Annotated in this window: 20 protein-coding genes and 1 pseudogene; 5 read left to right on the top strand and 16 right to left on the bottom strand. The window is 70.2% G+C overall.

Annotation, left to right across the window (positions count from 1 at the left end):
- Positions 1 to 263: 263 nt before the first annotated feature.
- The 3 genes from ACWC2T_RS43110 to ACWC2T_RS43120 all read right to left on the bottom strand — a co-directional run bounded on the left by ACWC2T_RS43110 (position 264) and on the right by ACWC2T_RS43120 (position 3,761).
- A complete protein-coding gene (locus tag ACWC2T_RS43110) occupies positions 264 to 1,838 on the bottom strand; it encodes a sialidase family protein (RefSeq protein WP_450675757.1) in 1,575 nt (524 codons plus the stop codon).
- Between the two features lie 463 nt (positions 1,839 to 2,301).
- Positions 2,302 to 3,333 carry a zinc-dependent alcohol dehydrogenase family protein gene (locus tag ACWC2T_RS43115; RefSeq protein ID WP_450675758.1) on the bottom strand — a complete coding sequence of 344 codons (1,032 nt, stop codon included), beginning with the start codon at positions 3,331 to 3,333 and terminating at the stop codon, positions 2,302 to 2,304.
- 5 nt (positions 3,334 to 3,338) lie between these two features.
- Entirely contained in the window at positions 3,339 to 3,761 is a 423-nt protein-coding gene (locus tag ACWC2T_RS43120) for a hypothetical protein (RefSeq protein ID WP_450675759.1), read from the bottom strand.
- 122 nt (positions 3,762 to 3,883) lie between these two features.
- Between ACWC2T_RS43120 and ACWC2T_RS43125 the strand changes: the two genes are divergently transcribed.
- Positions 3,884 to 4,180 carry a helix-turn-helix domain-containing protein gene (locus tag ACWC2T_RS43125; RefSeq protein ID WP_450675760.1) on the top strand — a complete coding sequence of 99 codons (297 nt, stop codon included), beginning with the start codon at positions 3,884 to 3,886 and terminating at the stop codon, positions 4,178 to 4,180.
- Positions 4,181 to 4,873: 693 nt separating this feature from the next.
- Here ACWC2T_RS43125 and ACWC2T_RS43130 read toward each other — a convergent pair.
- Entirely contained in the window at positions 4,874 to 5,179 is a 306-nt protein-coding gene (locus tag ACWC2T_RS43130) for a DUF1330 domain-containing protein (RefSeq protein WP_450675761.1), read from the bottom strand.
- Positions 5,180 to 5,367: 188 nt separating this feature from the next.
- Between ACWC2T_RS43130 and ACWC2T_RS43135 the strand changes: the two genes are divergently transcribed.
- Positions 5,368 to 6,270 carry a LysR substrate-binding domain-containing protein gene (locus tag ACWC2T_RS43135; RefSeq protein WP_450675762.1) on the top strand — a complete coding sequence of 301 codons (903 nt, stop codon included), beginning with the start codon at positions 5,368 to 5,370 and terminating at the stop codon, positions 6,268 to 6,270.
- A 117-nt stretch (positions 6,271 to 6,387) separates the two neighbouring features.
- Here the strand turns inward: ACWC2T_RS43135 and ACWC2T_RS43140 are convergent, their stop codons facing one another.
- On the bottom strand, positions 6,388 to 6,720 hold the full coding sequence (locus tag ACWC2T_RS43140; RefSeq protein WP_450675763.1) for a DUF4158 domain-containing protein: 333 nt from the start codon (positions 6,718 to 6,720) through the stop codon (positions 6,388 to 6,390).
- Between ACWC2T_RS43140 and ACWC2T_RS43145 the strand changes: the two are divergent.
- Positions 6,677 to 6,823 (top strand): annotated as a pseudogene (locus tag ACWC2T_RS43145) (helix-turn-helix domain-containing protein); the annotation flags it as partial. The gene ACWC2T_RS43140 and the pseudogene ACWC2T_RS43145 overlap by 44 nt on opposite strands.
- Before the next feature lie 190 nt (positions 6,824 to 7,013).
- On the opposite strand, the gene ACWC2T_RS43150 reads toward ACWC2T_RS43145, so the two are convergent.
- The 3 genes from ACWC2T_RS43150 to ACWC2T_RS43160 form a co-directional block, all read right to left on the bottom strand.
- Entirely contained in the window at positions 7,014 to 7,502 is a 489-nt protein-coding gene (locus tag ACWC2T_RS43150) for a GNAT family N-acetyltransferase (protein ID WP_450675764.1), read from the bottom strand.
- A 464-nt stretch (positions 7,503 to 7,966) separates the two neighbouring features.
- Positions 7,967 to 9,295 (bottom strand): diaminopimelate decarboxylase, encoded by a 1,329-nt coding sequence (gene lysA / locus ACWC2T_RS43155; RefSeq protein WP_450675765.1) that lies wholly within the window; start codon positions 9,293 to 9,295, stop codon positions 7,967 to 7,969.
- A 14-nt stretch (positions 9,296 to 9,309) separates the two neighbouring features.
- Entirely contained in the window at positions 9,310 to 9,636 is a 327-nt protein-coding gene (locus tag ACWC2T_RS43160; protein WP_450675766.1) for an SAV_915 family protein, read from the bottom strand.
- Positions 9,637 to 9,956: 320 nt separating this feature from the next.
- Between ACWC2T_RS43160 and ACWC2T_RS43165 the strand changes: the two genes are divergently transcribed.
- Positions 9,957 to 10,523, top strand: a complete 567-nt coding sequence (locus tag ACWC2T_RS43165) for a universal stress protein (RefSeq protein ID WP_450675767.1) — start codon at positions 9,957 to 9,959, stop codon at positions 10,521 to 10,523.
- On the opposite strand, the gene ACWC2T_RS43170 is transcribed toward ACWC2T_RS43165, so the two are convergent.
- The 7 genes from ACWC2T_RS43170 to ACWC2T_RS43200 form a co-directional block, all read right to left on the bottom strand.
- Entirely contained in the window at positions 10,487 to 13,072 is a 2,586-nt protein-coding gene (locus ACWC2T_RS43170; RefSeq protein ID WP_450675768.1) for a DUF4118 domain-containing protein, read from the bottom strand. The two genes, ACWC2T_RS43165 and ACWC2T_RS43170, sit on opposite strands and share 37 nt — an antisense overlap.
- Before the next feature lies 1 nt (position 13,073).
- Positions 13,074 to 13,757, bottom strand: a complete 684-nt coding sequence (locus tag ACWC2T_RS43175) for a response regulator (RefSeq protein WP_450675769.1) — start codon at positions 13,755 to 13,757, stop codon at positions 13,074 to 13,076.
- A gap of 79 nt (positions 13,758 to 13,836) precedes the next feature.
- Entirely contained in the window at positions 13,837 to 14,505 is a 669-nt protein-coding gene (locus ACWC2T_RS43180; protein WP_450675770.1) for a potassium-transporting ATPase subunit C, read from the bottom strand.
- 5 nt (positions 14,506 to 14,510) lie between these two features.
- Positions 14,511 to 16,640, bottom strand: a complete 2,130-nt coding sequence (gene kdpB / locus ACWC2T_RS43185) for a potassium-transporting ATPase subunit KdpB (RefSeq protein WP_450675771.1) — start codon at positions 16,638 to 16,640, stop codon at positions 14,511 to 14,513.
- On the bottom strand, positions 16,637 to 18,301 hold the full coding sequence (gene kdpA, locus ACWC2T_RS43190) for a potassium-transporting ATPase subunit KdpA (protein ID WP_450675772.1): 1,665 nt from the start codon (positions 18,299 to 18,301) through the stop codon (positions 16,637 to 16,639). The genes kdpB and kdpA overlap by 4 nt, the downstream gene beginning before the upstream one ends.
- 8 nt (positions 18,302 to 18,309) lie before the next feature.
- Entirely contained in the window at positions 18,310 to 18,399 is a 90-nt protein-coding gene (kdpF, locus tag ACWC2T_RS43195; RefSeq protein ID WP_037770757.1) for a K(+)-transporting ATPase subunit F, read from the bottom strand.
- Between the two features lie 247 nt (positions 18,400 to 18,646).
- Positions 18,647 to 20,491 carry an APC family permease gene (locus tag ACWC2T_RS43200; RefSeq protein WP_450675773.1) on the bottom strand — a complete coding sequence of 615 codons (1,845 nt, stop codon included), beginning with the start codon at positions 20,489 to 20,491 and terminating at the stop codon, positions 18,647 to 18,649.
- 211 nt (positions 20,492 to 20,702) lie between these two features.
- Between ACWC2T_RS43200 and ACWC2T_RS43205 the strand changes: the two genes are divergently transcribed.
- A complete protein-coding gene (locus ACWC2T_RS43205; protein WP_450675774.1) occupies positions 20,703 to 21,260 on the top strand; it encodes a hypothetical protein in 558 nt (185 codons plus the stop codon).
- 40 nt (positions 21,261 to 21,300) lie between these two features.
- Here the strand turns inward: ACWC2T_RS43205 and ACWC2T_RS43210 are convergent, their stop codons facing one another.
- The gene (locus ACWC2T_RS43210; RefSeq protein ID WP_450675775.1) at positions 21,301 to 23,799 is read right to left on the bottom strand and encodes an ATP-binding protein; all 2,499 of its coding nucleotides are present in this window, start codon (positions 23,797 to 23,799) and stop codon (positions 21,301 to 21,303) included.
- Between the last annotated feature and the right edge of the window lie 973 nt (positions 23,800 to 24,772).

Raw genomic sequence — 24,772 nt, forward strand, 5'->3', positions numbered from 1 at the left:
ACGCCGCGAACGACTGGGTGGTCACCAGTCCGAACGCGGCCGCTACGACGGTGCAGGTGATGAACCGTCGTTGGTGCTTCGGGGGCAACATGCCCGCTCCTCCCTGCACCGGGCACATGAGGGTGTCCCGGCGCAGGGGGGATCTTGGCGTGACCACAACAGCCACACAAAGGGCTCACAGGAAAAATGGCGGGTTGTTTACCTTGCGCCTCACATGAACCCGAAGTTCCGGAAGCTGCAGCCTCTTTGCGACGCCTCTTCGATCACCGGACGAGCCTGTGCGGCCGGGCTCCCAGCGTTCCTGCGGTGCGCGCTGGGGCTGTGGTCGTGGCCTCGGCAAAGGGGCCGTTGTGCCTGCCGGTGTGGAACAGCCCGCTGTAGGCGTCCGTGGAGTCCTGCGGCACGTTGGCATTGGTCTCGATGAACAGTGGCCGTACTCCGAAGCGGCCATCCGTGGCGAGGCCCTCATAATCGCCGAGGAAGTGGCCTCCAGCGTAAGGGGCCTGGAGCCAGTCGAAGACACGGGAGACACGGCGCTCGGTGGCACGGTTTTCCGCACCACGGGGGAAGGTGAGCAGCCAGGCGGCGGTGGGCAGTGTGGTGGTGTTCCCGGCGGTGAGGTAGCGCAGGTCGTAGTAGGTGATCGCGACCGTGCCATGCGCGTCCACACTGATCGAGGGCGTGAAGGCGGGTGCGGAGGCGACAGAGTTGACCCGTCCGGGGGCCGACCAGGTCCGCCCGCCGTCGGTGGAGTGGATCAGCTCCACGGAGTCGTAGCCGCCACCGCTGAAGTCCGATCCTTCGTAGGCGACGTACAGCTCACCGGTCTGCGGGTCGATGGCGACGTTCGGCAGGTCGCCGCCCGCCCGCAGGGTCTTGGTCGCGTCGGTGGGGGCGTTGGGATCGACTTCGGGCGCGGCCGTGTCCTTGGCGATGGTGACCGGCTTGCTCCACGTGCGGCCCTGGTCGGTCGACTTGACGACGGCGAAGTGCAGGTCGGTGGGTGTGAAGGTGCCGGTCGTGTAGTCGATGTCGTAGGTCTGCCAGTCGAAGACGTCGTACAGGGTGTCGGTGCGCGGGTCGACGACGATGACGTTGCCGATGGTCTGCGAGTGCGGGACGACGGAGGTGTCCACGAACGGGCGTGCCTTGGTCCAGTGCCGGCCGCCGTCGCGGGTGATGGAGATGTAGGCGGGTCCGTCGTAGACCTTGGCGGAGTCGTCCTCGTCGATGCGGTCCCAGACCTGGTAGGCGACGCCGGGGTGGACGGGGTCGGCGGTGACGGCGTTCTTGTCGTCGCTGAACTGGGTCTGCGTGTCGTCGATCAGGGGGGTCGTGTGCTTCCAGGTGCGCCCGCCGTCGTACGACGTCGACGCGGCGACTCCGTTGCGTGCGTCGGTGGCGTCGAACACCAGGCCGCTGGCGTAGACGGTGCCGTCCGGACCGGTGCTCACCCAGCCGTCCGAGGCCCGCTGGTAGTTGAGCCCGTCCGGCGCGCAGTGCGAGAACGGCAGCGGGGTCTCGGTGAAGTGCCGTCCGTCGTGGGTGTAGGTGGCGGTCAGCCCTCTGGCGCCGCCGTTCGACCAGCGGTCCTGCTGGAAGATGCCGACCGCGTTGCGCGGGTCGCGCGGGGAGACGGTGACGTACGGCTCGTCCTCCGCGGACGGGTAGTTTGTGCCGGTCCCGTCGCCGCTGATGTCACAGGCGGCGTAGGGGTCGCTCGGCGAGACCAGGTGAACGGGCTGACTGTCGCCGGAGGCCGCGGCACTGCTGACGGCGGCGACGAGCAGATATGCAGCGGCGGCGGCCACGAGAGACGCTCTTGTACGTGTGCGCATGGCGATTCCCCCAACTCCGCGAATGACGGTTCGTCATGGGCTGTGCTGGCGCAGGCACGCCCCGGGGTCGCCGGGGCATGAGTCGCCTCGCGAGCCTAACCCTGCACCGTGCGAACGGAGTTGGAGGCAGCGGTCAAGGACACGTCAATAGTTGTTTGTGGATCCGGTCCCGCCGACGCCTTGCGCCGTGGCAGGCAGAGTCACGGATGCAGTACCTCCAGGAACCGGCCGAGCGCCGAGGTGGCGTCGGCCACCGCGAGCGCCGTCACGATGACCAGGGACGCCGCCAGCAGAGCGGCACTGCGGCGGCTTTCCGGACGAGCGCCCTACAAAACGATCCTGAACACCCTCGTTCTCGTCTCAAGGCACCCCTTGGGACAGATCATCTAGCTCGCACGACGCGTACCGGTCTGCCGTTGACCGAGCGTGCGGGGGACCCCCCCCGGCCACGCTCGCTCGCCGGCTATCTGATCTTGATGATTACCTTTCCGAACGGGCTGGCCGATTCGTAGTACCGGTACGCTGCCATGGCTTCTTCGAACGGGAACACCTGGTCGAGGACTGGTCGGAGCTGATGCGCGGTGATGACGTTGTTCATTGAGGTGAACTGAGCGCGACTGCCGACGGCCAACGCCCGGACCGTAGCGGCGACGCCGAACAGCAGACGAGGGTCGACCGGTGGCCAGTTGCCGGAGACGGACCCGACGAAGGCGATATGTCCGTCGACGGCGACTGACTTCAGCGACTGCTCCAGCGTTCCGGCCGTGTCGACGACGCGGTCGACCCCTCGTCCGGCGGTGAGTTCGCGGGTAGCCGTGTGCCAGTTCGGAATGTCGCGGTAGTTGATGACCTCGTCGGCTCCCAGATCGCGAAGGCGCCGTTCCTTGTCCGCGCGGCCTGTCGTGGCGATTACTCTCGCGCCCAGGAGTTTGGCGAACTGCACCGTGAACAGCGACACGCCGCCGGAGCCGGTGGCCAGCACGGTCTGTCCGCGCCGGACTCCGCGGCCGTCGCCGGTCAGGGCGTTCCACGCCGTGACGGCGGCACAGGGGAGAGTTGCCGCCTCGGCGTAGGAGAGGTGGTCGGGGATGGGCACGAGGGCGTCCTCGGGGAGGACGGCCAGCTCGGTCAGCATTCCGTCGAGCGAGCCACCCAGCTGCGGCAGGTACGCCGGTTCCAGCGGGCCGTCCAGCCACCGCGGGAACAGTGCGGCGGTGACGCGGTCGCCTGGGCGTACCCGCCGGACATCCGGCCCGACAGCGATGACCTCGCCGGCACCGTCCGAAACCGGTATGACGCCCGGTTTGACGGGCAGCACGTACTGTCCTCGTAGCACGAGAAGTTCGCGGAAGCTGAGCGAGGTGGCGTGGACCGCGACCGCGACCTCCCCCTCCCCGGGTGTGCGTGGCTCGTGCGTGCTCAGCGACAGGCCATCGATACCGCCGCCGGTGCTGAGGTGGTAACTGCGCACCCTCGATGGGAGCATTGCCATCATTGCGGTCATCCTTCGATGAACTGGTAGTCGCTGACGATGCGGCCGTCGGGGCCGAGCATGAGGATCTCCAGTCCGACGCCGGCGACCTCACCACCGTTCCGGGGCGCCATCTCCCAGTTGAACTTGACGACGTCGTGGAGCCTGTCGGTGTTGCAGCGCGACCGGAAGACGAAGGTGCCCGGCGCGACGAACTCCTCGTAGGCGCGCTTCACCCGGAACTCCAGCGCGCGGTGCCCGCGCGCCTCCAGAACGAGACGGTCGAAGCCCAGCCCGGCAGCGGTCTGCAGGATCTCCTTGGGAGGCTGCAGCACGTGGACCGCATCGGCGGACCACAGCTCGCGAATCGCGGCGCGGCGTCGCTTCGCATCGGGTTCGTTCCACACGGCAACGTAGCGGTCGGTGAGGTTGTGGATGGATATGTCTGCCATGGCTGTTCCCCTCGGTTGCACAATGGTCGGCGTGCGGCAACGACCGTGCAGCCGCTGGCTGTCACGCGGCAATTCCTCGCAGGGAATCGCGGGTCGGCAGCTGAGCGGGTTACACAAGAGGGGTGAGCAGCGCATCGACCAGAGGCGGTCTCGCCGGAGCGTTGCGTGAGTGGCGCACTCGGCGGCGCGTCAGCCAGCTGGAACTGGCCATGCGTGCCGGAACCACGCAGCGGCACGTCAGCTTCATCGAGAGCGGACGGTCCACCCCCGGCCGATCAATGATCATCCGGCTGGCCGAATCTCTGGAGGTGCCGATCCGCGAGCGCAATGACCTGCTCCTTGAGGCCGGATTCGCACCGGTCTACCCGCAGACCCGCCTGGACGCCCCCCCAGCTCGAACCGATTCGCACCGCCGGTGAGCGTTCCCCGAGTGTTCCTACATCCGCAGGGCCTCGCGCCACGCATCGTCAACCTCGACGAGTGGGCGTGGCACATCATCGACCGCATCCAGGCCGAGAGCATGCGCAACCCAGACGACCAAATCCAACGCCTGGCGCGGAAGATCTTGCCCGCCCACAGCTCTTCCTCGACGAACGGCCGCTGCCGGAAACGCCCGGCGTGCTCGTCCATGCAGGTGGACGAGCAGACCATCACCATCCGCTTGCCGTCGTTCGCCGGGCTGAGCTCATACACCGCCGACGAGTCCGGGAACACGCCGAGCAGCGGGGCATCGCCCTCATACAGGCTGCCCAGCTCCATCATCCGGCCACAGCCGTCACACGGCTCCAGGATCGGCCCGTCGTCCTCGTCCGCCGACGCGTCCCATTCGTCCTCAGGCTCGTCCAGTCCATGACGAGCCACTGCCCAACCACGACGGTTATCTAGGGTGAATCGCCGTTGTGACAGGTCAGAGCTTGATCGCCGGGTCAGGCAAGTCAGGCAAGTTGCTCGACGTCGGGTAGCGCGGCGAGCCGCCGACAGGGATCAGGCCGTCGAGGACGTCGACGACGAACTGGGACGCGGGGTATCGCTTCGAACTCGTCTCGTGAGTCGTCGTTCAGCACCGTGTGCGTTTCAGGTGACGGATGCTCAGCGATGGCTGGGCCCGCCGGTCAGTCGATGCTGTCGATGATGCGGAAGTCGCGCTCGTAGCCGTCGGGGAGGGCCGCCAGGGCCTTCTGGTATGCCTCGCTCTCGTATGCCGCGACGGCCTGTTCGAAGCTGTGGAACTCGATCAAAACGACGCGCTGCGTGATTCCGGCCTCGTGGGCCACGACTCGACCGCCACGGGACGGGAGGAGGGACAGGACGCGCCCGCCCCCAGCCTGGACAGCCGGACCGGCCAGCTTGTCGTAGGCAGTCAGCGCCTCAGGGTCGGAAGTGGCGGGGTAGACACTGACCCAGTAGCCCTTAGCCATGGAAACCTCCTGTGTTCGGCCGGACAGGTCCGACTTCGAATTGACACTCGGATCGATCGATCCCGGCGACGGGTACTGCCGTCAGTTGAATCGTCATATGCGCAGGCTAGGGCTTGATGTGCCGTCGAGGGAAAGACCGGTACGGGATAGACTCAGAACGGATCGTTATCAATCGGCAGGGAGGGCACGTGGCGCCGGATACGGTGAGCCTGCGGTACTTCCTGGTGCTGGCGCAGGAGTTGAACTTCACCCGCGCGGCCGCACGGATCGGTATCGCACAGCCCGCACTCAGCGCCCGGATGCGCCGATTGGAGGCGGAACTCGGTACGGCCCTGCTGGTCCGCAACACGCGTAGCGTCGTATTGACCACGGCCGGTGCGGCTTTGGCGGAGTCCGCGCCGCCCGCGCTGGCGGCGCTGGACCGGGCATGGGAGACCGCCCGGAGCGCGGCGGCCGGTGAACTGGGCACGCTGCGCATCGGATACAGCCTCAGCGCCGGGGCCGAGACGGCACCGGCCCTGGTGGACAGGCTGATGCGCGGCAACAGCGGACTCGAGGTCGGCGCGGTCCCGATGGCGACACCGGAGATCTCCCCCGCGGTCGCCGACGGCCGCATCGATGCCGGGATCACCCGCGGTGAACAGCCGGGCCGTGGCGTGCGCCGGTTCCTGCTGCGACGTGAGCGCACCGGGGTCCAGCTGGCGCAGCACCATCCGCTGGCCGAACACCCGGAGATCGAGATCGCCGACGCGGCCGCGTATCCGCTGCGACTCCCGGACCGTGCGGCCAACCCCGTGATCCACGATCAGCTGTCCGCACTGTTCCGAGACACCCGACCACACCCCCGATTCCACACGCCCGCAGTCTCTTTCGACATGTCTCAGCGTGACCTGCGCGACGGGGTCACCCTCGCCCCGGCCGGAGAAGCCGCGGTCACGGCACAACCGGCCGGTCTCACCTGGCGACCGCTGCGGGGCGCGCCCAGCCTGACGTTCCACCTGGTCCTCCCACGCGAGCAGTCGCGACTACACCGCCGCATCCGCGCCGTCGCCAAAACCCTGGCGCACGAGCTGCACTGGCTGCCGGACTGACGCGCAAGAGGTCAAGCAAGACGGACCTCCGCGGTGGCGAGGTCGAAGACCTTGCGCCGGCGAACTTCGCGGTGATGACGACGACGGCGGTCTTGCTGAATGTCCGACACGACCTCGCTACCGCCGGCGGATCAGCATCCGATGATGGCCCCGGGTCCGGTCCGAGTCGTACACCGCGGCGACGTCCTCGCCCAGCCCGAGGTCTCGGCGGATGTGGGCCGCTGCCTCCGGGACGTCATCCAGCCGGGGGAAATAGCCCATCCGGTTGAAGCACTTCAGCTGCACCATCAGTGCCAGCAGGTGGTTGTCCGACCGCACCTGCCCACTCGCCCACGCGATCTCCTCCGTCTGCGGCGTGTAGAACACGTGCAACTCCCCAGCCCCATACGGCTTCGATTGCGTACGTGTGCGCGCCGCCAGGGAGGAAGGCGCCCTCACCGTGGCGGCCATCGCCAGAGCGGCCGGGACCAGCAGCAGGGCGGTCAGCTTCTACCTCTCCGGCGAACGGCATCCGCGGGCGGAGATCCTTGCGCGCCTGGCGCACGCGGTCGGTCTGGACGAACCGCTGGACCTGGGCGACCTGGGCGACGGAGAGCGGGTCGTCCACCTGCGGATACGGACCGGCAAGGGCCGGGCCACGATGGCATCCGTGCTCGGCCGGCGCCCAGAGACGTGCTGGGAATGGCCGGCCACCATGCAGGCGAAGCCGGGTGTCCTGCAAACCGGCAAACCGGCAAACCGCGTCATTCCGAAGAAACGCGAAACTCGAATTCGGGACGGTCCCACAGGACGGCGGGCGGGTTCGCGAGCGCGGTCCCGATCCGCACTGCACCTGCGCGGTGGTAGAAGTCCGCGGCGGGAAGATGCGACACGACCTTGACACGGTCGAGCCCGGCGGCACGGGCCTCGGACTGCATGTGCGCGACGAGCAGCGACCCAATACCCCGTCCTTGCGCTTCGTCGGCGACGAACAGCAGGTCGAGCTCCGGTGGAACGAGGACGAGCGAGTAGAACCCGAGGACCCGGCCTCCATTCTCGTCGGCACCGACGGCCACAAAGGCGCGGTGGGCCTCGATGTAATCAGGCCCGACCCGGTAGCCCGCGACTGCGGCTGCGTACTTACCCGCGTAGGCGCCTGAGCCACGCACGAGCCGCGTGAGCCGTTTGGCATCCCGCGCAACGGCCCTCCGTATCGTAATCGGCTGCCTGATCGGGGAAGTGCGTGAACTCATCGGGAGAGTATTTCGCACCGGGGCGTGCCGTCGTGCGGCGGGTCGGCTGCTCGCGCAGGGTTCCTGCACCGCCCCCGGGAACCGCCTTGTCTTGGCCGCCCGCACCGGCGTTGTAACCCACCTGTTCGGAAGCCCCGCCAGGCCGCACCCGCGGGGCTTCTCGTCGCACTCCGCTCTCACAGACGCCCCTATGACGGGGGGACCCTGGGTACCGTCCTGACCAGGTTGAAGACCTCTCGGCGGCGACGCCTCAGTGGCCGGGCGCTCGGGGAGCGCGACGGAGCTGTCCGGGCCGATGCCCACCGGTATGAGCAGTTGCGGGGCGTGGCGTTCGACGAGCTGGGTCAGGCCCTGATGGAGTTTTTTGCCAGGGCGCCGGTGGCAGGCGTGCGCTTCCCGGTATGGCCCGGGCGGGCCGGTCGGCGTGGTGAGGGAAGACCGACCCGCCCGGGAGTCATCTGGGGCTACAGGCCCACGTCACGGCTGCGGATGTCCTCCAGGGACTCGCGGCGTACGAGAAGGCGGGCGGATCCGTCGTGCACGGCCACCACCGGCGGGCGGCCGACCAGGTTGTAGCCGGAGGCCATGGACAGGTGGTAGGCGCCGGCCACGGGGACGGCGAGCAGGTCTCCGGGGCGGGTGTCGGCGGGGAGTTCCGTGTCGGCGGCCAGAACGTCACCCGCCTCGCAGTGCCGGCCGACCACGGTGACCCGGGCGCGCTCCGCCGTGCTGTGCCGGCCGATCAGGCGCGGCGTGTACCGGACGCCGTACAGGGCCGGGCGCGGGTTGTCGCTCATGCCGCCGTCCACGGCCACGAACACGTGGCTGCCCGTGTGCTTCACGGACAGGACGCGGTACACGGCGATCCCGGCGGGGCCTGCGATGGCCCGCCCCGGCTCGATGATCAGCCGGGGAACGGGCAGCCCGGCCGTCGTGCAGGCGTCGGCGAGTTCCGCGCGGACCTTGCGGGCCAGCGCCGTCAGGTCCAGGGCCGGCTCACCGGGGCGGTAGGCGATGCCGTGGCCACCGCCGAGGTCGAGTTCGGGCAGGACCAGTCCGTGCTGCTCGTGCAGGCGGGCCATCAGCCCGACCAAGCGGCGCACGGCGATGAGGTACGGCTTGACACTCGTGATCTGAGAGCCCAGGTGGCAGTGCAGGCCGGTGAGTTCCAGCTGGGGCTGGTCGAGGATGCGGGCGATGGCGTGCTGGGCGTAGCCGTCCGCGATCGGCAGGCCGAACTTCTGGTCGTCCGTTCCGGTGCGGATCTTCTCGTGACCGCCCGCGCTGATCCCGGGCACCACACGCACCATCACCTTCTGGTGCCCGTCCGGGCCGACGGCCGCCGCCAGCCTCGCGATCTCCGAGGGGCTGTCGATGACGATCCGGCCGACGCCCAGGCGCAGCGCGGTGTCCAGGTCGCGCGGCGACTTGGCGTTGCCGTGCAGCACGATCCGCTCGGCCGGGAAGCCGGTGGTGACGGCCAGTTCGAGTTCACCGGCGGAGCAGACGTCGAGGCCGAGGCCCTCCTCGTCCATCCAGTGGGCCATGGCCCGGCACAGGAACGCCTTGGCCGCGTACAGGACTTCGGCGTCGGGGAAAGCGTCCCGGTAGGTGCGGCAGCGGTCGCGGACCTCGGCCTCGTCCAGGACGTAGACGGGGGTGCCGAAGCGGTCGGCGACCTCGGCGAGCGGTACGCCGCCCACGGCGAGGGCGCCCGGACCGGACTCGGTGGCGGAGGCGGGCCATACCGCCAACTCGGCGGCCGCAATGGCAGGTTCGTGAACCGTGGTCATCGTGTCCTCCCCTTTCAGGCTGCGAACGCCGGTGCCGGCGCGGGCATCGGCCTGGGGGCCGGCGCGGTGAACTGCGGGTCCACCGTGACGGTGGTGACACCGAGCGGGGCGGCCAGCGCCCGCAGCGCGGGCTCGGCGAGACGGATCCACGCCTGGTCGGGTCCGAGGGTGGTGGTCAGGCGGAGTGCGGAGGTGAAGCCGACGGCCGTGCGGTCGCCGAGCGGGGTGCGGAAGAGCCGGGCCGCACAGCCGGAGGGGCCCGGCCGGACCGGGACGTACAGGGGTTCGGCCGGGGACGGATCGGAGGGCTCGGGGTCTTCGCCGTAGCGGAGTTCTGTCATGGCATGCCTCCCGGAAGGCAGGGAGCGAGGGATCTGGTGTGGCCCCGGACGCGGGGAGGCGGACCGGGGCTCGCCCTCGACCGTATGCCCGTTGGTCCCGGGTTCCGGACGCGCCCTGACGGGACGCTGACAGTGATCCGGGCGACCTTGACGGGATGCTGACACCCCTGGTGAGAGGGCAGGGGAAAGGCCGTCAGAAGGGCGCCAAGAACGGGCGTGCGGGCTGTTCGAAAGCCTTGGGCAGAGGTGAGATGGAAGCGGTTCCGAGAAGAATCGCCGGCCCGGAAGCCGCTGCCGGCGCGTGCAGAACGGTGAAAGCGATGTCCCAGTCCCGTCCGTCCTCAACCGCTCGTTTCGTGGTGGGAGTGAGCGGTTCGCCCGGCAGTCTCACCGCCTTGAGCCGGGCGGCCGACGAGGCCCGGCGCCGAGGGGCGGAGCTCTGGCCGGTGCTGGCCTGGGAGCCGCCCGGCGGGGATCCCGCCGCCCGGAGGTTCCCGGCCGCGGCCGTCATGGTCGAGGAGTGGGACCGGCTGGCGCGGGAGAGGTTGCTCAAGGCGCTGCGTGACGTGTTCGGCAGCACGGACACCGGGCTGCCCGGGCAGGCGCTCGTCGCACGAGGCGCTCCCGGGCCGACTCTGGTGCGGACCGCCGGCCGGGAGGGCGACATCCTCGTGGTCGGCGCAGGCGGGCGCGGCCGACTGCACCGTGCGCTGTGGCCGTCGGTCAGCCGCTACTGCCTCGCCCGCGCCGCGTGCCCCGTTCTCGCGGTGCCGCCGTCGCCGCTGCAGGCAGCGCTGACAGCCGTGCACCGGAGGAATGCCCTGCGGCTGCCGCTGGACATGGAGCGTCTTCAGCGGGAGTTCGAGACCGTACCGCCCGGCGCCTGACCTCCTCGGTGGGCGGCGGCGGTCGGCAGGGCCGGCTGCTCCGGACGCCGCGCCGGGGCCGTCGGTACGGCGAGCACCATGGTGAGGCCGCCGCCGGGCGTGTCCTCGGCGTGCAGGGTGCCGCCTATGGCCTCGGTGAAGCCGCGGGCGACCGCGAGTCCGAGGCCGACGCCGACACCGCGCGGCGAGTCGCCGTACCGCTGGAAGGGCTCGAAGATGCGGTCCTTGGCCTCGTCCGGGACACCGGGCCCGCCGTCCACGACCCGCAGTTCGACCCGGTCGGCCAGGGCACTCGCGGACACCAGCACCCTCTCCCCCGGCGGACTGTATTTGACGGCGTTCTCGACGACGTTGGCGACGGCCCGCTCCAGCAGGCCCCGGTCGACCCACACCATGGGCAGAGTCTCGGGAATGTCCAGGTCCACGCTGTCCTCCGGCACCCCGCCCAGCGCCATGGGCACGACCTCGTCGAGGTCGCTCTCGCGGATGATGGGGGTGACGGTGCCGGTCTGCAGGCGGGACATGTCCAGAAGGTTGCCGACGAGGTGGTCGAGCCGGTCGGCGCCCTCCTCGATGGCCTGCAGCAGCTCCGCCTGGTCCTGTGCGGACCACTCGACGTCGTCCGACCTGAGTGAGGTCACCGCGGCCTTGATGCCCGCGAGCGGGGTGCGCAGGTCATGGCTGACGGCGGCGAGCAGCGCGGTCCTGATGCGGTTGCCCTCGGCCAGTTCCTTGGCGCGATCGGCTTCGCGCTGCAGGCGCTGGCGGTCCAGGACGACGGCGGCCTGCGCGGCGAACGCGGCCAGCACGCGGCGGTCGGCGGCGGGCAGGACGCGGCCGCGCAGGGAGAGGGCCATGTGGTCGCCGACGGGGACGTCGACGTCCGCGTCCTCCGGAACCTCGGCGGGCTGCGGTCCGACACTGCCGGCGCAGGTCCAGGGTTCCGTCTCACCCGTCCGCTCCAGCAAGGCCACCGACTCCATGCCGAAGGTTTCCCGGACCCGTTCCAGCAGCGCCTCCAGAGTGGTCTCGCCGCGCAGGACGTTGCCCGCGAGGAAGGAGAGGATCTCCGACTCGGCGCGCAGCCGGGCCGCCTGGTGGGTGCGGCGGGCGGCGAGGTCCACCACCGAGGCCACGGACACGGCGACCCCGACGAAGATCGCGATGGCGACGATGTTCTTCGGGTCGGCGATCGTCAGGGTGTGGACGGGCGGGGTGAAGTACCAGTTGAGCAGCAGGGAGCCGACCACCGCGGAGGCGAGCGCGGGGAAGAGGCCGCCCACCAGGGCCGCTGCCACCGTCAGGGTCAGGAACAGCAGCATGTCGTTGGCGAGGCCGACGTCCGGCACGGCACTGGTGAGCAGCCAGGTGAGCACGGCGGGGCCCAGCACTCCCACGGCCCAGCCCCAGATGACCCGGGAGCGTCCGAGACGGGCGCCGCGGGCCACCGGCAGTCCACGGCCCTTGCCCGCCTCGTCGTGCGTGATGAGGTGCACGTCGAGGTCCGGACCGGACTCCACGGCCACCGTGGCGCCGACCCCGGGCCCGAGGACGTACTGCCAGCTGGGGCGACGCGAGACGCCCAGCACGATCTGGGTGGCGTTGACGCCGCGGGCGAAGTCCAGCAGGGCGGCCGCTATGTCGTCGCCGACGACATGGTGGAAGGTGCCACCGAGGTCCTCGACCAACGTGCGCTGGACGGCCAGTTCCTTCGGGGAGGCCGAGGTCAGCCCGTCACTGCGGGATATGTAGACGGCGAGCACCTCGCCGCCGGCGCCCTTCTCCGCGAGCCGCACGGCGCGCCGTATCAGGGTGTGTCCCTCGGGGCCGCCGGTCAGGCCGACCACGATCCGCTCGCGGGAACCCCAGATCTTGGAGACGCGGTGTTCGCTGCGGTAGGCGGTCAGGTACTCGTCGACGCGGTCCGCCACCCACAGCAGCGCCAGCTCGCGCAGGGCGGTCAGGTTGCCGGGGCGGAAGTAGTTGGACAGGGCCGCGTCGATCTTGTCCGGCTTGTAGACGTTCCCGTGCGCCATACGGCGGCGCAGCGCCTCGGGGGACATGTCGACCAGCTCTATCTGGTCGGCGCGTCGTACGACCTCGTCGGGGACGGTCTCGCGCTGCCGCACGCCCGTGATCGACTCCACGACGTCGCCGAGTGACTCCAGGTGCTGGATGTTGACGGTCGAGACGACGTCGATCCCCGCGGCGAGCAGTTCCTCGACGTCCTGCCAGCGCTTGGTGTTGCGGGAGCCGGGGACGTTGGTGTGGGCGAGTTCGTCCACCAGGGCGACGGCCGGAGCACGCCGCAGGACGGCGTCGACGTCCATCTCGCCGAACGTGGCGCCCCGGTACTCCAGCTGTCTGCGCGGCACCTGCTCCAGGCCGTGCAGCATCACCTCCGTGCGCGGCCGGTGATGGTGTTCGACGAAGGCGACCACGCAGTCGGTGCCCCGCTCGATACGTCGGTGTGCCTCCGACAGCATGGCGTAGGTCTTGCCGACGCCGGGTGCCGCGCCGAGGTAGATCCGGAGCTTGCCGCGTGCCATGTCATCCTTCGAAGCGATAGCCCATGCCGGGCTCGGTGATCAGATAGCGGGGGTGGGAGGGGTCCGTCTCCAGCTTCCTGCGCAACTGCGCCATGTAGACCCGCAGATAGTTGGTCTTGTTGCTCTGCGAGACGCCCCAGACCTCCTGGAGCAGCTGTTTCTGGGTGATCAGCCGGCCCGGGTTGGTGACCAGTATCTCCAGCAGGTGCCACTCGGTCGGGGTCAGCCGTACGTCCCGCCCGTCCCGTACGGCCTTCTTGGCGAGCAGGTCCAGGGTGAAGTGCTCCGTCTCGACCAGTGTCGTCTCGGGGACCAGCGGGGTGTCCTCGGTCCGGCGGACGGCGGCGCGCAGCCGGGCGAGCAGCTCGTCCATGCTGAACGGCTTGGTGATGTAGTCGTCGGCGCCGGCGTCGAGGGCGGAGACCTTCTCGTCGGACGCCTGGCGGGCGGACAGGACCAGGATCGGCACGCGGCTCCAGCCCCGCAGACCCTTGATGATGTCGACACCGTCCATGTCGGGCAGGCCGAGGTCCAGCAGGACCACGTCGGGCTGCCGCGCGGCGGCGAGCCGGAGGGCCGTGGCGCCGTCGGGGGCGGCGTCCACGCCGTAGTGACGTGCCTGCAAGTTGATGACGAGGGCCCGTACGAGCTGCGGGTCGTCCTCCACCACTAGCACCCTGGTCATGGGTGTGTGCCTCTCCTGTCATGGCTGCGGGAGTCGGCACCCCGAGGTACCGACTCCCGTCGCGGATCGCGTAAGGCGGTCACTTCTTCGCCACGAGGTCCTTGAGCGCGGTGTTGAGCTCCAGGACGTTCACCCGTGGTTCGCCGATGAAGCCCAGGGTGCGGCCGGCCGTGTGGTCCTTGACCAGCTTCTCGACCTGGGCGACCGAGAGGCCGTTCCGCGCAGCGATCCGGTGCACCTGGAGTTCGGCGTAGGCCGGGGAGATGTCCGGGTCCAGTCCTGAGCCGGAGGAGGTCACCGCATCCGCGGGGACGTCCGAGGGCCTGACCGTGTAGCCGGGCACCGAGTTGTCCTGCACCACGGCGGCTTGGGCGTCCTGCACCTGCTTGAGGAGCACCTTGCTGTCCGCGGACAGGTTGGTGGCGCCCGAAAGGATCAGCTTGTACTGCGTGTTGACGCTGTTGGTACCGAGACCGTTCTGCGGGCGGCCCTGGAACCATTTCAGGTCCGGGTCGGGGGTCTGCTGCCCCTTCTTCGGCGGCAGGTTGTAGGACTGGCCGATCAGGGACGAGCCGACGACCTTGCCGTCCGCCTTGATCTCGGAGCCGTTCGCCTTGTCGCTGAACAGCCCCTGGGCGATGCCGGTGACGACCAGCGGGTAGATGACGCCGGTCACCAGGGTCAGCACGAGGAGGGCCCGCAGGCCCGCCCCGAGCAACCGGGCGGTGTTCGTTACGGAGTTGTTCATGGCGATCAGCCGATTCCGGGGATGAGGGAGATGAGCATGTCGATGATCTTGATGCCGATGAAGGGCGCGATCAGTCCGCCGATGCCGTAGATCCCGAGGTTGCGGCGGAGCATCTTGTCGGCGCTCATCGGCCGGTAGCGCACGCCCTTCAGGGACAGCGGCACCAGCGCGACGATGATCAGCGCGTTGAAGACGACGGCCGACAGGATCGCGGAGTTGGGCGAGGACAGGTGCATGATGTTCAGCTTGTCCAGGCCCGGGTAGACCGCCGCGAACAGCGCCGGGATGATCGCGAAGTACTTCGCGACGTCGTTGGCGATGGAGAAGGTCGTCAGCGCCCCCCGGGTGATGAGGAGTTGCTTGCCGATCTCCACGATCTCGATCAGCTTGGTCGGGTTGGAGTCGAGGTCGACCATGTTGCCGGCCTCCTTGGCGGCCGACGTGCCGGTGTTCATCGCCACGCCGACGTCCGCCTGCGCGAGGGCCGGGGCGTCGTTGGTGCCGTCACCGGTCATCGCGACCAGCTTGCCGCCGGCCTGCTCCCGCTTGATGAGGGCCATCTTGTCCTCGGGGGTGGCCTCCGCGAGGAAGTCGTCGACGCCCGCCTCCTCGGCGATCGCCTTGGCGGTCAGCGGGTTGTCGCCCGTGATCATGACCGTCTTGATGCCCATGCGGCGCAGTTCCTCGAACCGCTCCCGCATGCCCTCCTTGACGACGTCCTTGAGGTGGATGACACCCAGCACGCGGGCGCCGTCGGCGTCGTCCACGGCGACCAGCAGCGGAGTGCCGCCCGCCTCGGAGATCCGGTTGGCCGTGCCGTCCGCGTCCTCGGCGACCGTGCCGCCCTGCTCCTTCACCCAGGCGATCACCGAGGCGGTGGCGCCCTTGCGGATCTTCCGGCCGTCGACGTCCACGCCCGACATCCGGGTCTGGGCGGTGAACTCGATCCACTCGGCACCGGCCAGCTCGCCCTGGTGGCGCTCGCGCAGCCCGTACTTCTCCTTCGCCAGGACGACGATGGAGCGGCCCTCGGGGGTCTCGTCGGCCAGCGAGGACAGCTGGGCCGCGTCCGCGACCTCCGCCTCGGTGGTGCCCCTCACCGGCACGAACTCGGCGGCCTGGCGGTTGCCGAGCGTGATCGTGCCGGTCTTGTCCAGCAGCAGCGTGGAGACGTCACCGGCGGCCTCGACCGCGCGCCCGGACATGGCGAGCACATTGCGCTGCACCAGCCGGTCCATGCCCGCGATCCCGATCGCGGAGAGCAGGGCGCCGATCGTGGTCGGGATCAGACAGACCAGCAGGGCCACCAGCACGACCATGGTCAGGTGCGTGCCCGCGTACGTGGCGAACGGCGGCAGCGTGGCGCAGGCCAGCAGGAAGACGATGGTCAGCGAGGCCAGCAGGATGTTGAGCGCGATCTCGTTGGGCGTCTTCTGCCGGGCGGCGCCCTCGACCAGACTGATCATCCGGTCGATGAAGGTCTCGCCGGGCTTCGTCGTGATCTTGATGACGATCCGGTCGGACAGCACCTTCGTACCGCCTGTCACCGCCGACCGGTCGCCGCCGGACTCGCGGATGACCGGGGCGGACTCGCCGGTGATGGCCGACTCGTCCACCGAGGCGACCCCCTCGACGACATCGCCGTCACCGGGGATGACGTCACCGGCCTCGCAGACCACCAGGTCACCGATGGTCAGCGCGGTGCCGGGGACCTGCTCCTCGGTGCCGTCCGCCAGGAGCCGGCGGGCGACGGTGTCGGTCTTGGCCTTGCGCAGGGTGTCGGCCTGAGCCTTGCCGCGGCCCTCGGCGACGGCCTCGGCGAGGTTGGCGAAGATGACGGTCAGCCACAGCCAGGCGCTGATGGTCCAGCCGAACCAGTCGCCCGGGTGCTGGAAGGAGAAGACGGTGGTGAGCACGGAGCCGATCCACACCACGAACATCACGGGGGACTTGACCATCACCCGCGGGTCGAGCTTGCGGAAGGCTTCCGGCAGCGACTTGACCAGTGCCTTGGGGTCGAAAAGGCCCGCTCCGACACGGCCCTCGGCGGGCTTGCGCCCGGTCGGCGCGTCCTGGTGGGGCGCCAGGGTGGGTGTGGACATCGCGTCCTCGTGGTTTTCCGTTCGGGTCGTCATGACGCCAGCCCCTCGGCCAGCGGACCCAGCGCCAGCGCCGGGAAGTAGGTCAGACCGGTGATGATCAGGATCGCGCCCACCAGCAGCCCGGTGAACAGCGGCTTCTCGGTGCGCAGGGTGCCCGCGGTGACCGGGACCGGCGTCTGCTCGGCGAGCGAGCCGGCCAGCGCCAGCACGAACACCATCGGCAGGAAGCGGCCGAGCAGCATCGCGAGCCCGGTCATGGTGTTGAACCAGTCCGTGTTCGCGTTCAGACCGGCGAAGGCCGATCCGTTGTTGTTCGACGCCGACGTGAACGCGTACAGCACCTCGGAGAACCCGTGCGCACCGGAGTTGAGCATGGAGTGCGGCGGGGTCGGCAGCGCCATGGAGGCCGCGGTGAAGACCAGCACCAGGGCGGGGGTGATCAGGATGTAGCAGGCGGCGAGCTTCATCTCGCGGCCGCCGATCTTCTTGCCCAGGTACTCGGGCGTGCGGCCGACCATCAGACCGGCGATGAACACCGCGATGACCGCCATGATCAGGATGCCGTAGAGGCCGGAGCCGGTGCCGCCGGGCGCGATCTCGCCCAGCATCATGCTCAGCATGGTGATGCCGCCGCCGAGTCCGGTGAAGGAGGAGTGGAAGGAGTCCACCGCGCCGGTCGAGGTGAGCGTGGTCGCCACCGCGAAGATCGAGGAGCTGCCGACGCCGAAGCGGACCTCCTTGCCCTCCATCGCGCCGCCGGCCGCCTGCAGCGCCGGGCCGTGGTGGGCGAACTCGGTCCACATCATCAGGACGGTGAAGCCCAGCCAGATGGTGACCATCGTGGCGAGGATCGCGTAGCCCTGCTTCACGTTGCCGACCATCACGCCGAAGGTGCGGGTCAGCGCGAACGGGATCACCAGGATCAGGAAGATCTCGAACAGGTTCGTGAACGGGGTGGGGTTCTCGAAGGGATGGGCGGAGTTGGCGTTGAAGAAGCCACCGCCGTTGGTGCCCAGCTCCTTGATGGCCTCCTGGGAGGCGACCGCGCCGCCGTTCCACTGCTGCGAGCCGCCCATGAACTGGCCGACCTCATGGATGCCGGAGAAGTTCTGAATCGCACCGCACGCCACCAGCACGACGGCGGCGATCACGGCGCCCGGCACGAGGATGCGCAACGTGCCGCGCACCAAGTCCGACCAGAAGTTGCCCAGTTCACCGGTGCGCGAGCGCGCGAAGCCCCGCACGAGCGCCACCGCGACGGCGATGCCGACGGCCGCGGAGACGAAGTTCTGCACGGCCAGGCCGGCGGTCTGCACGACGTGACCCATGGTCTGTTCGCCGTAGTACGACTGCCAGTTGGTGTTGGTCACGAACGACACGGCCGTGTTGAACGACTGCGCCGGGTTGACCGACGAGAAGCCCATCGAGCCGGGCAGCACGCCCTGCAGCCGCTGGAGGAGGTAGAGGAAGAGGACGCTGACGGCGGAGAAGGCCAGCACACCGCGCAGGTAGGCGGGCCAGGTCATCTCCGCGTCGGGGTTGGCACCGATGGCCTTGTAGACCCACTTCTCGACGCGCAGGTGCCGCGGCGAGGAGTAGACCCTGGCCATGTAGGTGCCGAGCGGGATGTAGGCGAGCGCCAGCGCGCCCACGAGGGCGAGCAACTGGAGAAAGCCCGCGACTTCTGGACTCATGTCTGGCTTCAGAACCTCTCCGGGAAGATCAGGGCGAGGACGAGATAGCCCAGCAGAGCGACGGCCACGACCAGGCCGACGACGTTCTCGACGGTCACAGCTTCGTCACCCCCCGGGCGACGAGAGCCACCAGCGCGAAGCCCGCGAGCACGGTGACGACGAAGGCCAGATCGGCCATCGTGAACTCCTGAAGAGGTTCGGGGGTGAAACAAGGACGGTTAGAGGAAACCGCCTCCCTGGCCGGATCTGGACACTCGTTGACGGCCCTCTTACGGCCTCGCCCACGGCTTTGACGGGACTCTTACGGCCACCGATCCCTACCGGCCAGTAACAGAGCGTTTCCCTTCAGAGCAGCCGGAACCGCAGCCGGCAGATCACCGCGTCCGTCTCCCGACGCACGGCGTGTGCGACCACCGCACCCCGCTGGTTCTGCAGCAGCCGCTGCCACAACCGCTCCGGCTCGGCCTCCGGGATCAGCACCGTGACCCGCGTGGCCGGCTCGGCGGCGGCCACCTCACGGACGTACGCGGCGATCGGGCGGCCCAGGCTGCGCCTCTCACAGGACAGCCGCACCAGGGGCACGCCCGGGTCCCACTCGGTCCAGGCTCGCTCCAGGGCGTGCAGCTGGGCGCGGTCCTCCGGGTCCGGGTAGCCGACGGTGACGGCACGGACCTCGTCGCCGAGGGAGGCGGCGGCCGTCAGGGCCTCGGAGGTCAGCCGGGACAGCGAGGACACCGGCACGATCACCAGGGAGCGGTCGCGGTGCGGGGGCTCGGGGATACGGCCCAGGCCGAGTCGCTCGGCGATGCGGTCGTAGGCACGGTGGACGGCGACGAAGGCGGCGATCAGCAGCGGCAGCGCCACCACGATCAGCCAGGCCCCCTCCGCGAACTTGCTCGCCGTGACGACGACCGTCGAGACACCGGTGAGCAGCGCCCCGAAGCCGTTCAGCAGCGCCTTCCCAAGCCAGCCACGGCGCCGCTCCAGGCGCCAGTGCCGGACCATGCCCACCTGGGCGATCGTGAAGCCGACGAAGACCCCGATGGCGAACATCGGCACCAGGGTGTTGGTGTCCCCGCCGGAGAAGACCAAGAGCGCGGCCGAGACGACGGCGAGGGCCAGCACGCCGTGCCGGTGCACCTGGCGGTCGGCCTTCAACGCGAACACATGCGGCAGATAGTTGTCACGTGCCAGCAGCTTCAGCAGCACCGGCAGCCCGCCGAAGGACGTGTTCGCCGACAGCGCCAGCAGGATCATCGTCGCGAACTGGATGACGTAGAACGCCCAGTTGTGGCCCAGCGAGGCATCCGCGAGCTGCGCCAGCACCGTGACGCCCGCCACCGGCTGGAGGTGGAAGCGGCCGATCAGCACCGCCAGACCGATCAGCATCAGACCGAGTACGGCACCGAGGGCGATCTCCGCACGCTGGGCCCGCCGCACGCGCGGTACGCGGAACGAGGGGACGGCGTTGGCGATGGCCTCGACTCCGGTGAGCGCGGAGCACCCGGAGGCGAATGCTTTCAGCAGGAGCAGGACTCCGACACCGGTCGCGTTGTCGGCGACGACCGAGGCGTGCCCGGCCGCCGTCGCCGTACTGACCGGCTCGGAGCGGAACAGACCGACGCCGATCAGCACGAAGATCGCACCCACGAAGACGACCGTCGGCACGATGAACGCCTTCGCCGACTCCACGATCCCCCGCAGATTCACCCCCGTGATCAGCGTGAGCACCGCCAGGCACAGCCACAGCCGGTCGCCGTACAGCCCCGGGAACGCGGACGTCAGCGCGGCCACGCCGGCCGTGACCGCCACGGCGACGTTGAGCACGTAGTCCAGGATCAGCGAGGCCGCCGCCACCAGGCTGGTCCGCGGCCCCAGATGCGCCTTCGCCACCGCGTAGGAGCCGCCGCCGTCCGGGAATGCCGCGATGACCTGCCGGTACGAGGCGACCAGCACCGCCAGCAGGGCGGCGATGGCCAGCGTCACCGGCAGCGTGAAGCCGAGTCCGTGCGCGCCGGCGGCGGCCAGGACCAGCACGATCGCCTCCGGGCCGTAGGCGACCGACGCCATGGCGTCCAGCGACAGCGCCGCGAGCCCAGTGACGGCGGTCAGCCGATGCCGCTCGCCGGCATCAGGCGGCTCCTCGCCGGCAGGGACGGCATCCGGCTGCTCGGTGGTCAGAACGGTCATGGGTGCGGTACTCCTTCGGCGAAAGCCGCGCAGCTACATCGATTTGTGCGCGGCGCACTCAGGTTGTGACCGATTCCGACAGTGTTCGGCGCTTCCTTGCGCCATCTTCGCGCCGACCGGCCCGACCTTGACGGGATCTTGACGGGCATGCGCCATCAGAGCCGCATCAAAACGCGTGGTTCCCGTCCTGAGCGCCTCTACCGTCACCGGTATGGGACGCCGCGAGAAGGCGCGCAGGTCACCGGCCCGCGCCGGCGAAGAATCGTCCGGGGCCGCGGTGCACGACCGCTGCTGGGCGCGAGAGGTGAGGGACGCCGTCCGGTGCGCCGGAGTACTGCTCGCCCTGCTCCTGTTCATCGACTGGGGGTTGGGCCAGTTCACGCTGTGGCGGGGCCTGTTGTGGCTCACGCTGGCTGGGCTGCTGTTCCTGGTGCTGTTGCCGGCCCGGGTCACGGCCGGTGAGGACTGGCTGGCCGCACGGTGGCTGCTGCGCGAGCGCCGGGTCCGGACCGACCTGCTGGTGTCCGTGCGCTGCCTGGAGGGCGTCTCCCAACGGCTCCTGCTGCGCGACGCGTTCGGCGCGCGCGTCGCGATCGATCCCGACGTTCTGCTGAACAACCCCGCCCTGTGGCACCGCGTCGAGGCGGGCGCCCGGAAGGCCGCGGCCGATGGTCTGCTGCTGTGCGGTCAGACCGCTGTGCGGCGTCTGTCGTCCCGCGTGGACCGTGAGACCGCGCTGGCCGTTTTCAAGGCATCCGGACTGGAGTGACGTGGCTCCCCGGCTGCCGCAGGCCCCACCGCCGCTCTGCTCATCGCGCGCCTCCCGCGCTCTGCTCGGCGGGTCCGGCGCCCACGGGCTGCTCCGCGAACGGCAGTGACACGACCATGGTCAGGCCGCCGCCGGGGGTGTCCTCGGGGGTGAGGGTGCCGTTCATCGCCTCGGTCAGGCCCCGGGCGAGGGCCAGGCCGAGGCCGAGTCCGGTGGTGTTGTCGGTGTCGCCGAGCCGCTGGAACGGTTCGAAGATCCGCTCCCGGCCGGTCTGCGGGAGTCCGGGGCCCCGGTCGATCACGCGCAGCTCCACGCGTCCCGCCAGGGCACTGGCGGTGACCAGCACCTTGTGCCCCGGCGGGGTGTGGCGGACGGCGTTGGAGGCGAGGTTGGCGATCACCCGCTCCAGCAGCGGCGGGTCGGCGAGCACCGCCGGGATCTCCTCCACGTCCGCCACCTCGGCCTCCGGCACGTCCGCGAGCGCCATGGGCAGGACCTCGTCCAGGGAGGTCGGGCGCAGGTTCAGGGTGAGGGCGCCGGCCTCCAGGCGGCTGAGGTCGAGGAGGTTCTCCACCAGGCGGTTGAGCTTGGCCATGGACTCGTCGGCGGTGGCGAGGAGTTCGTCGCGGTCTTCCGGTGTGAACTCGACGTCCTGGCTGCGCAGTGAGGTGACGGCGGCCCAGCCCGCCGCGAGCGGGGTACGCAGGTCGTGGCCGACGGCCCGCAGGAGGGCCGTGCGCAGCCGGTCGGCCGCTTTCACCGGCTCCACCTCCGCCGCCGCCTGAGCCAGCCGGGCCCGCTCCACCGCCGAGCCGACGTGCGCGGCGAACGCGGCCAGTACCCGCCGCTCGGAGGAGGAGAGGGTACGGCCCCGCAGCACCAGGTACGCGCCCGGACCGGCCGGCACCGAGGTGCTCCCTTCCACATCCGGCGGCTCGTCCGCCAACTCGGCCGACTCCATGCCGAAGGTCTCGCGGGTGCGCTCCAGCAGCGCCGGGATCGTCGCCTCGCCACGCACGATCGTGCCGGCCAGGGACGACATGGTCTCGGCCTCGGCGGTGGCCCGCGCCGAGCGCCGGGACAGCCGCAGCGAGCGGTCGACGACCCCGGCCACGATGGCCGCGACGACCGCGAACACCCCGAGGGCTATCAGCGCGTTCGGGTCGCCCAGGGTGAAGGCGCCGATGGGCGGGATGAACCAGTAGTTCAGCAGCAGGGACGCCGTCACGGACGCGATCACCGCCGAGGCGACCCCGCCTATGCAGGCCACTCCCACCACGGCGAGCAGGAACAGCAGCGCCTCACTGGTCAGGTCCAGCGTTCCGCGCACCTGCGCCAGCACGGCGGTGAGCAGCATCGGCAGAACGAGCCCGGCCACCGGTCCGGCGATCAGCCGGGCGGTGGAGAGCGTGCGGCGCCGGGAGGGCAGGAGGGTGCCGCGTCCGGCCCGCTCGTGGGTGACGCGGTGGACGTCGATGTCGCCGGACAGCTCGGTCACGGTCTCGCCGGTGCCGGGCCCGGTCAGGAAACGCTGCAGACGACCGCGTCTGCTGGTGCCGAGGACGAGCTGGGTGGCGTTCTCGGCACGGGCGAACTCCACCAGGCCGGTGGCCACGTCGTCGCCGACGACGGAGTGGTAGCTGCCGCCGAGGTCCTCCACCAGCCGGCGCTGCCGGGCGAGGGAGGCGGCCGAGACGCCGCCGGCCAGGCCGTCGCTGCGGGCCACGTGCACGGCGAGCAGGTCGCCTCCGGCGGACCGGGCGGCGATCCGGGCGGCCCGCCGGACGAGCGTGTCGCCCTCGGGGCCGCCGGTCAGGGCGACGACGACCCGCTCCCGGGTCTCCCACACCCCGCCGATGCCGTGCCGCGAGCGGTACTCCTGGAGCGCCTCGTCCACCCGGTCGGCCACCCACAGCAGCGCCAGCTGCCGCAGCGCGGTGAGGTTGCCGGGACGGAAGTAGTTGGCGAGGGCCGCGTCGATCTTCTCCGGGGCGTAGATGTTGCCGTGCGCCATCCGGCGGCGCAGCCCCTCGGGGGGCATGTCGACCAGCTCGATCTGCCAGGCGCGGCGTACGACCTCGTCGGGCACGGTCTCGTGCTGCGGGACGCGGGTGATCTTCTCGACCACGTCGTTGAGGGATTCCAGGTGCTGGATGTTCACCGCGGTGATGACATCGATGCCGTCGGCGAGGAGTTCCTCGATGTCCTGCCACCGCTTGGGGTTGCGGCCGTCACCGGGGACGTTGCTGTGGGCGAACTCGTCCACGATCGCCACCTGGGGGCGGCGCGCCAGCACCGCGGCCAGGTCCATCTCCTCGAAGCCCCCGCCGCGATAGGTGCAGGACGTGCGCGGGACGACCTCGAGGCCGTCGAGCATGGCCTCCGTGTGCGGGCGCCCGTGGCACTCCACGAAGCCCACCACCACGTCCGCCCCGCGCGAGGCACGGCGCCGCCCCTCGTCGAGCATCCGGTAGGTCTTGCCGACCCCCGGGGCCGCCCCGAGGTAGACCTTCAGTCGTCCGGGCCGTACGTCACTCATCGCCGCCGACGCGCTCCGCTCACTCGCTCAACTCCCCCGTGATGGAAGGAGACTGCTCCTAAGAAAGCCCTTCCGAGGGCCGGGTGGAGCCCGTGTTAGCGCATCCTTGGCGCCTGCCCAGAGGACATTGACGCTGTTTTGACGTGACCTGGGCCAATAGGGTGACCGTGGTGTGTTCTCGCGCCGGGAGCCGCCGTAGAAGCCGACTGCCTTGTCGTACGGTGTGTCCAGGCGCCCGTTCCCGGCGGCGCCGTTGGACAGCAGGATGTCGGCGGCTTGGGCGCGAGGTCGAGGTCGGCGGCGCAGAGCGGCCCGCGCGGCCACGGCTCGCTGCCCCGGGCGCAGCCCCGGACCCGGTCCGGCCGTCCCCGAACACCCTCGTCTTCGCGGTCCGGGGCTGCCCCCGGGTTGGGCGACCGCTCTCCGTGGCGGTGCTCCTTGCTCGGTCCGAGAACCCTGCGCTGATCCGGCCGTGAGAGCCACGGTCCCTCCAACGTCACCGCCACGGGCGGTCGCCCGTCCCCCGTTGCCGATCAGTCTGCGAGCGGATTCGGCCACCCATGTCCCGCCTTGACGGCTCCCTGATGGCGAATCAGCTCTGTTTGACGGCACTTTGACGGCGGCCTGCGCGGCGCCGTATGAGTGCCGCAAATTCTGTGTCCGCCACGCCGGTCGGAGCGGCGAGCGGGATTAGATTCGCTGTCGGCCGCCGCTGGGGCCACGGACGTCAGTGGCCCCGCACGACGGGCGGAGTCCCCACTCCGCGGTGACGCGAAGGCGGCCCGGTGCGTGTCCGAGGGGCACGCGCCCGCGCAGGACGCCTTGTCGTCGCCTCATCGCCGGCGTCCGTGCGCCACCGTGCGGTGCCGGGGCCCCGGCGCGTCGATCAGTTCGCGGATGCGGCGGGCGGCGCCTTCGGCTTCGGCCGGCTCGTCGGTGTACTCGGTGTAGACGGGTTCGGGGCCCGCGGGGC

Source organism: Streptomyces sp. NPDC001393, assembly GCF_053597455.1.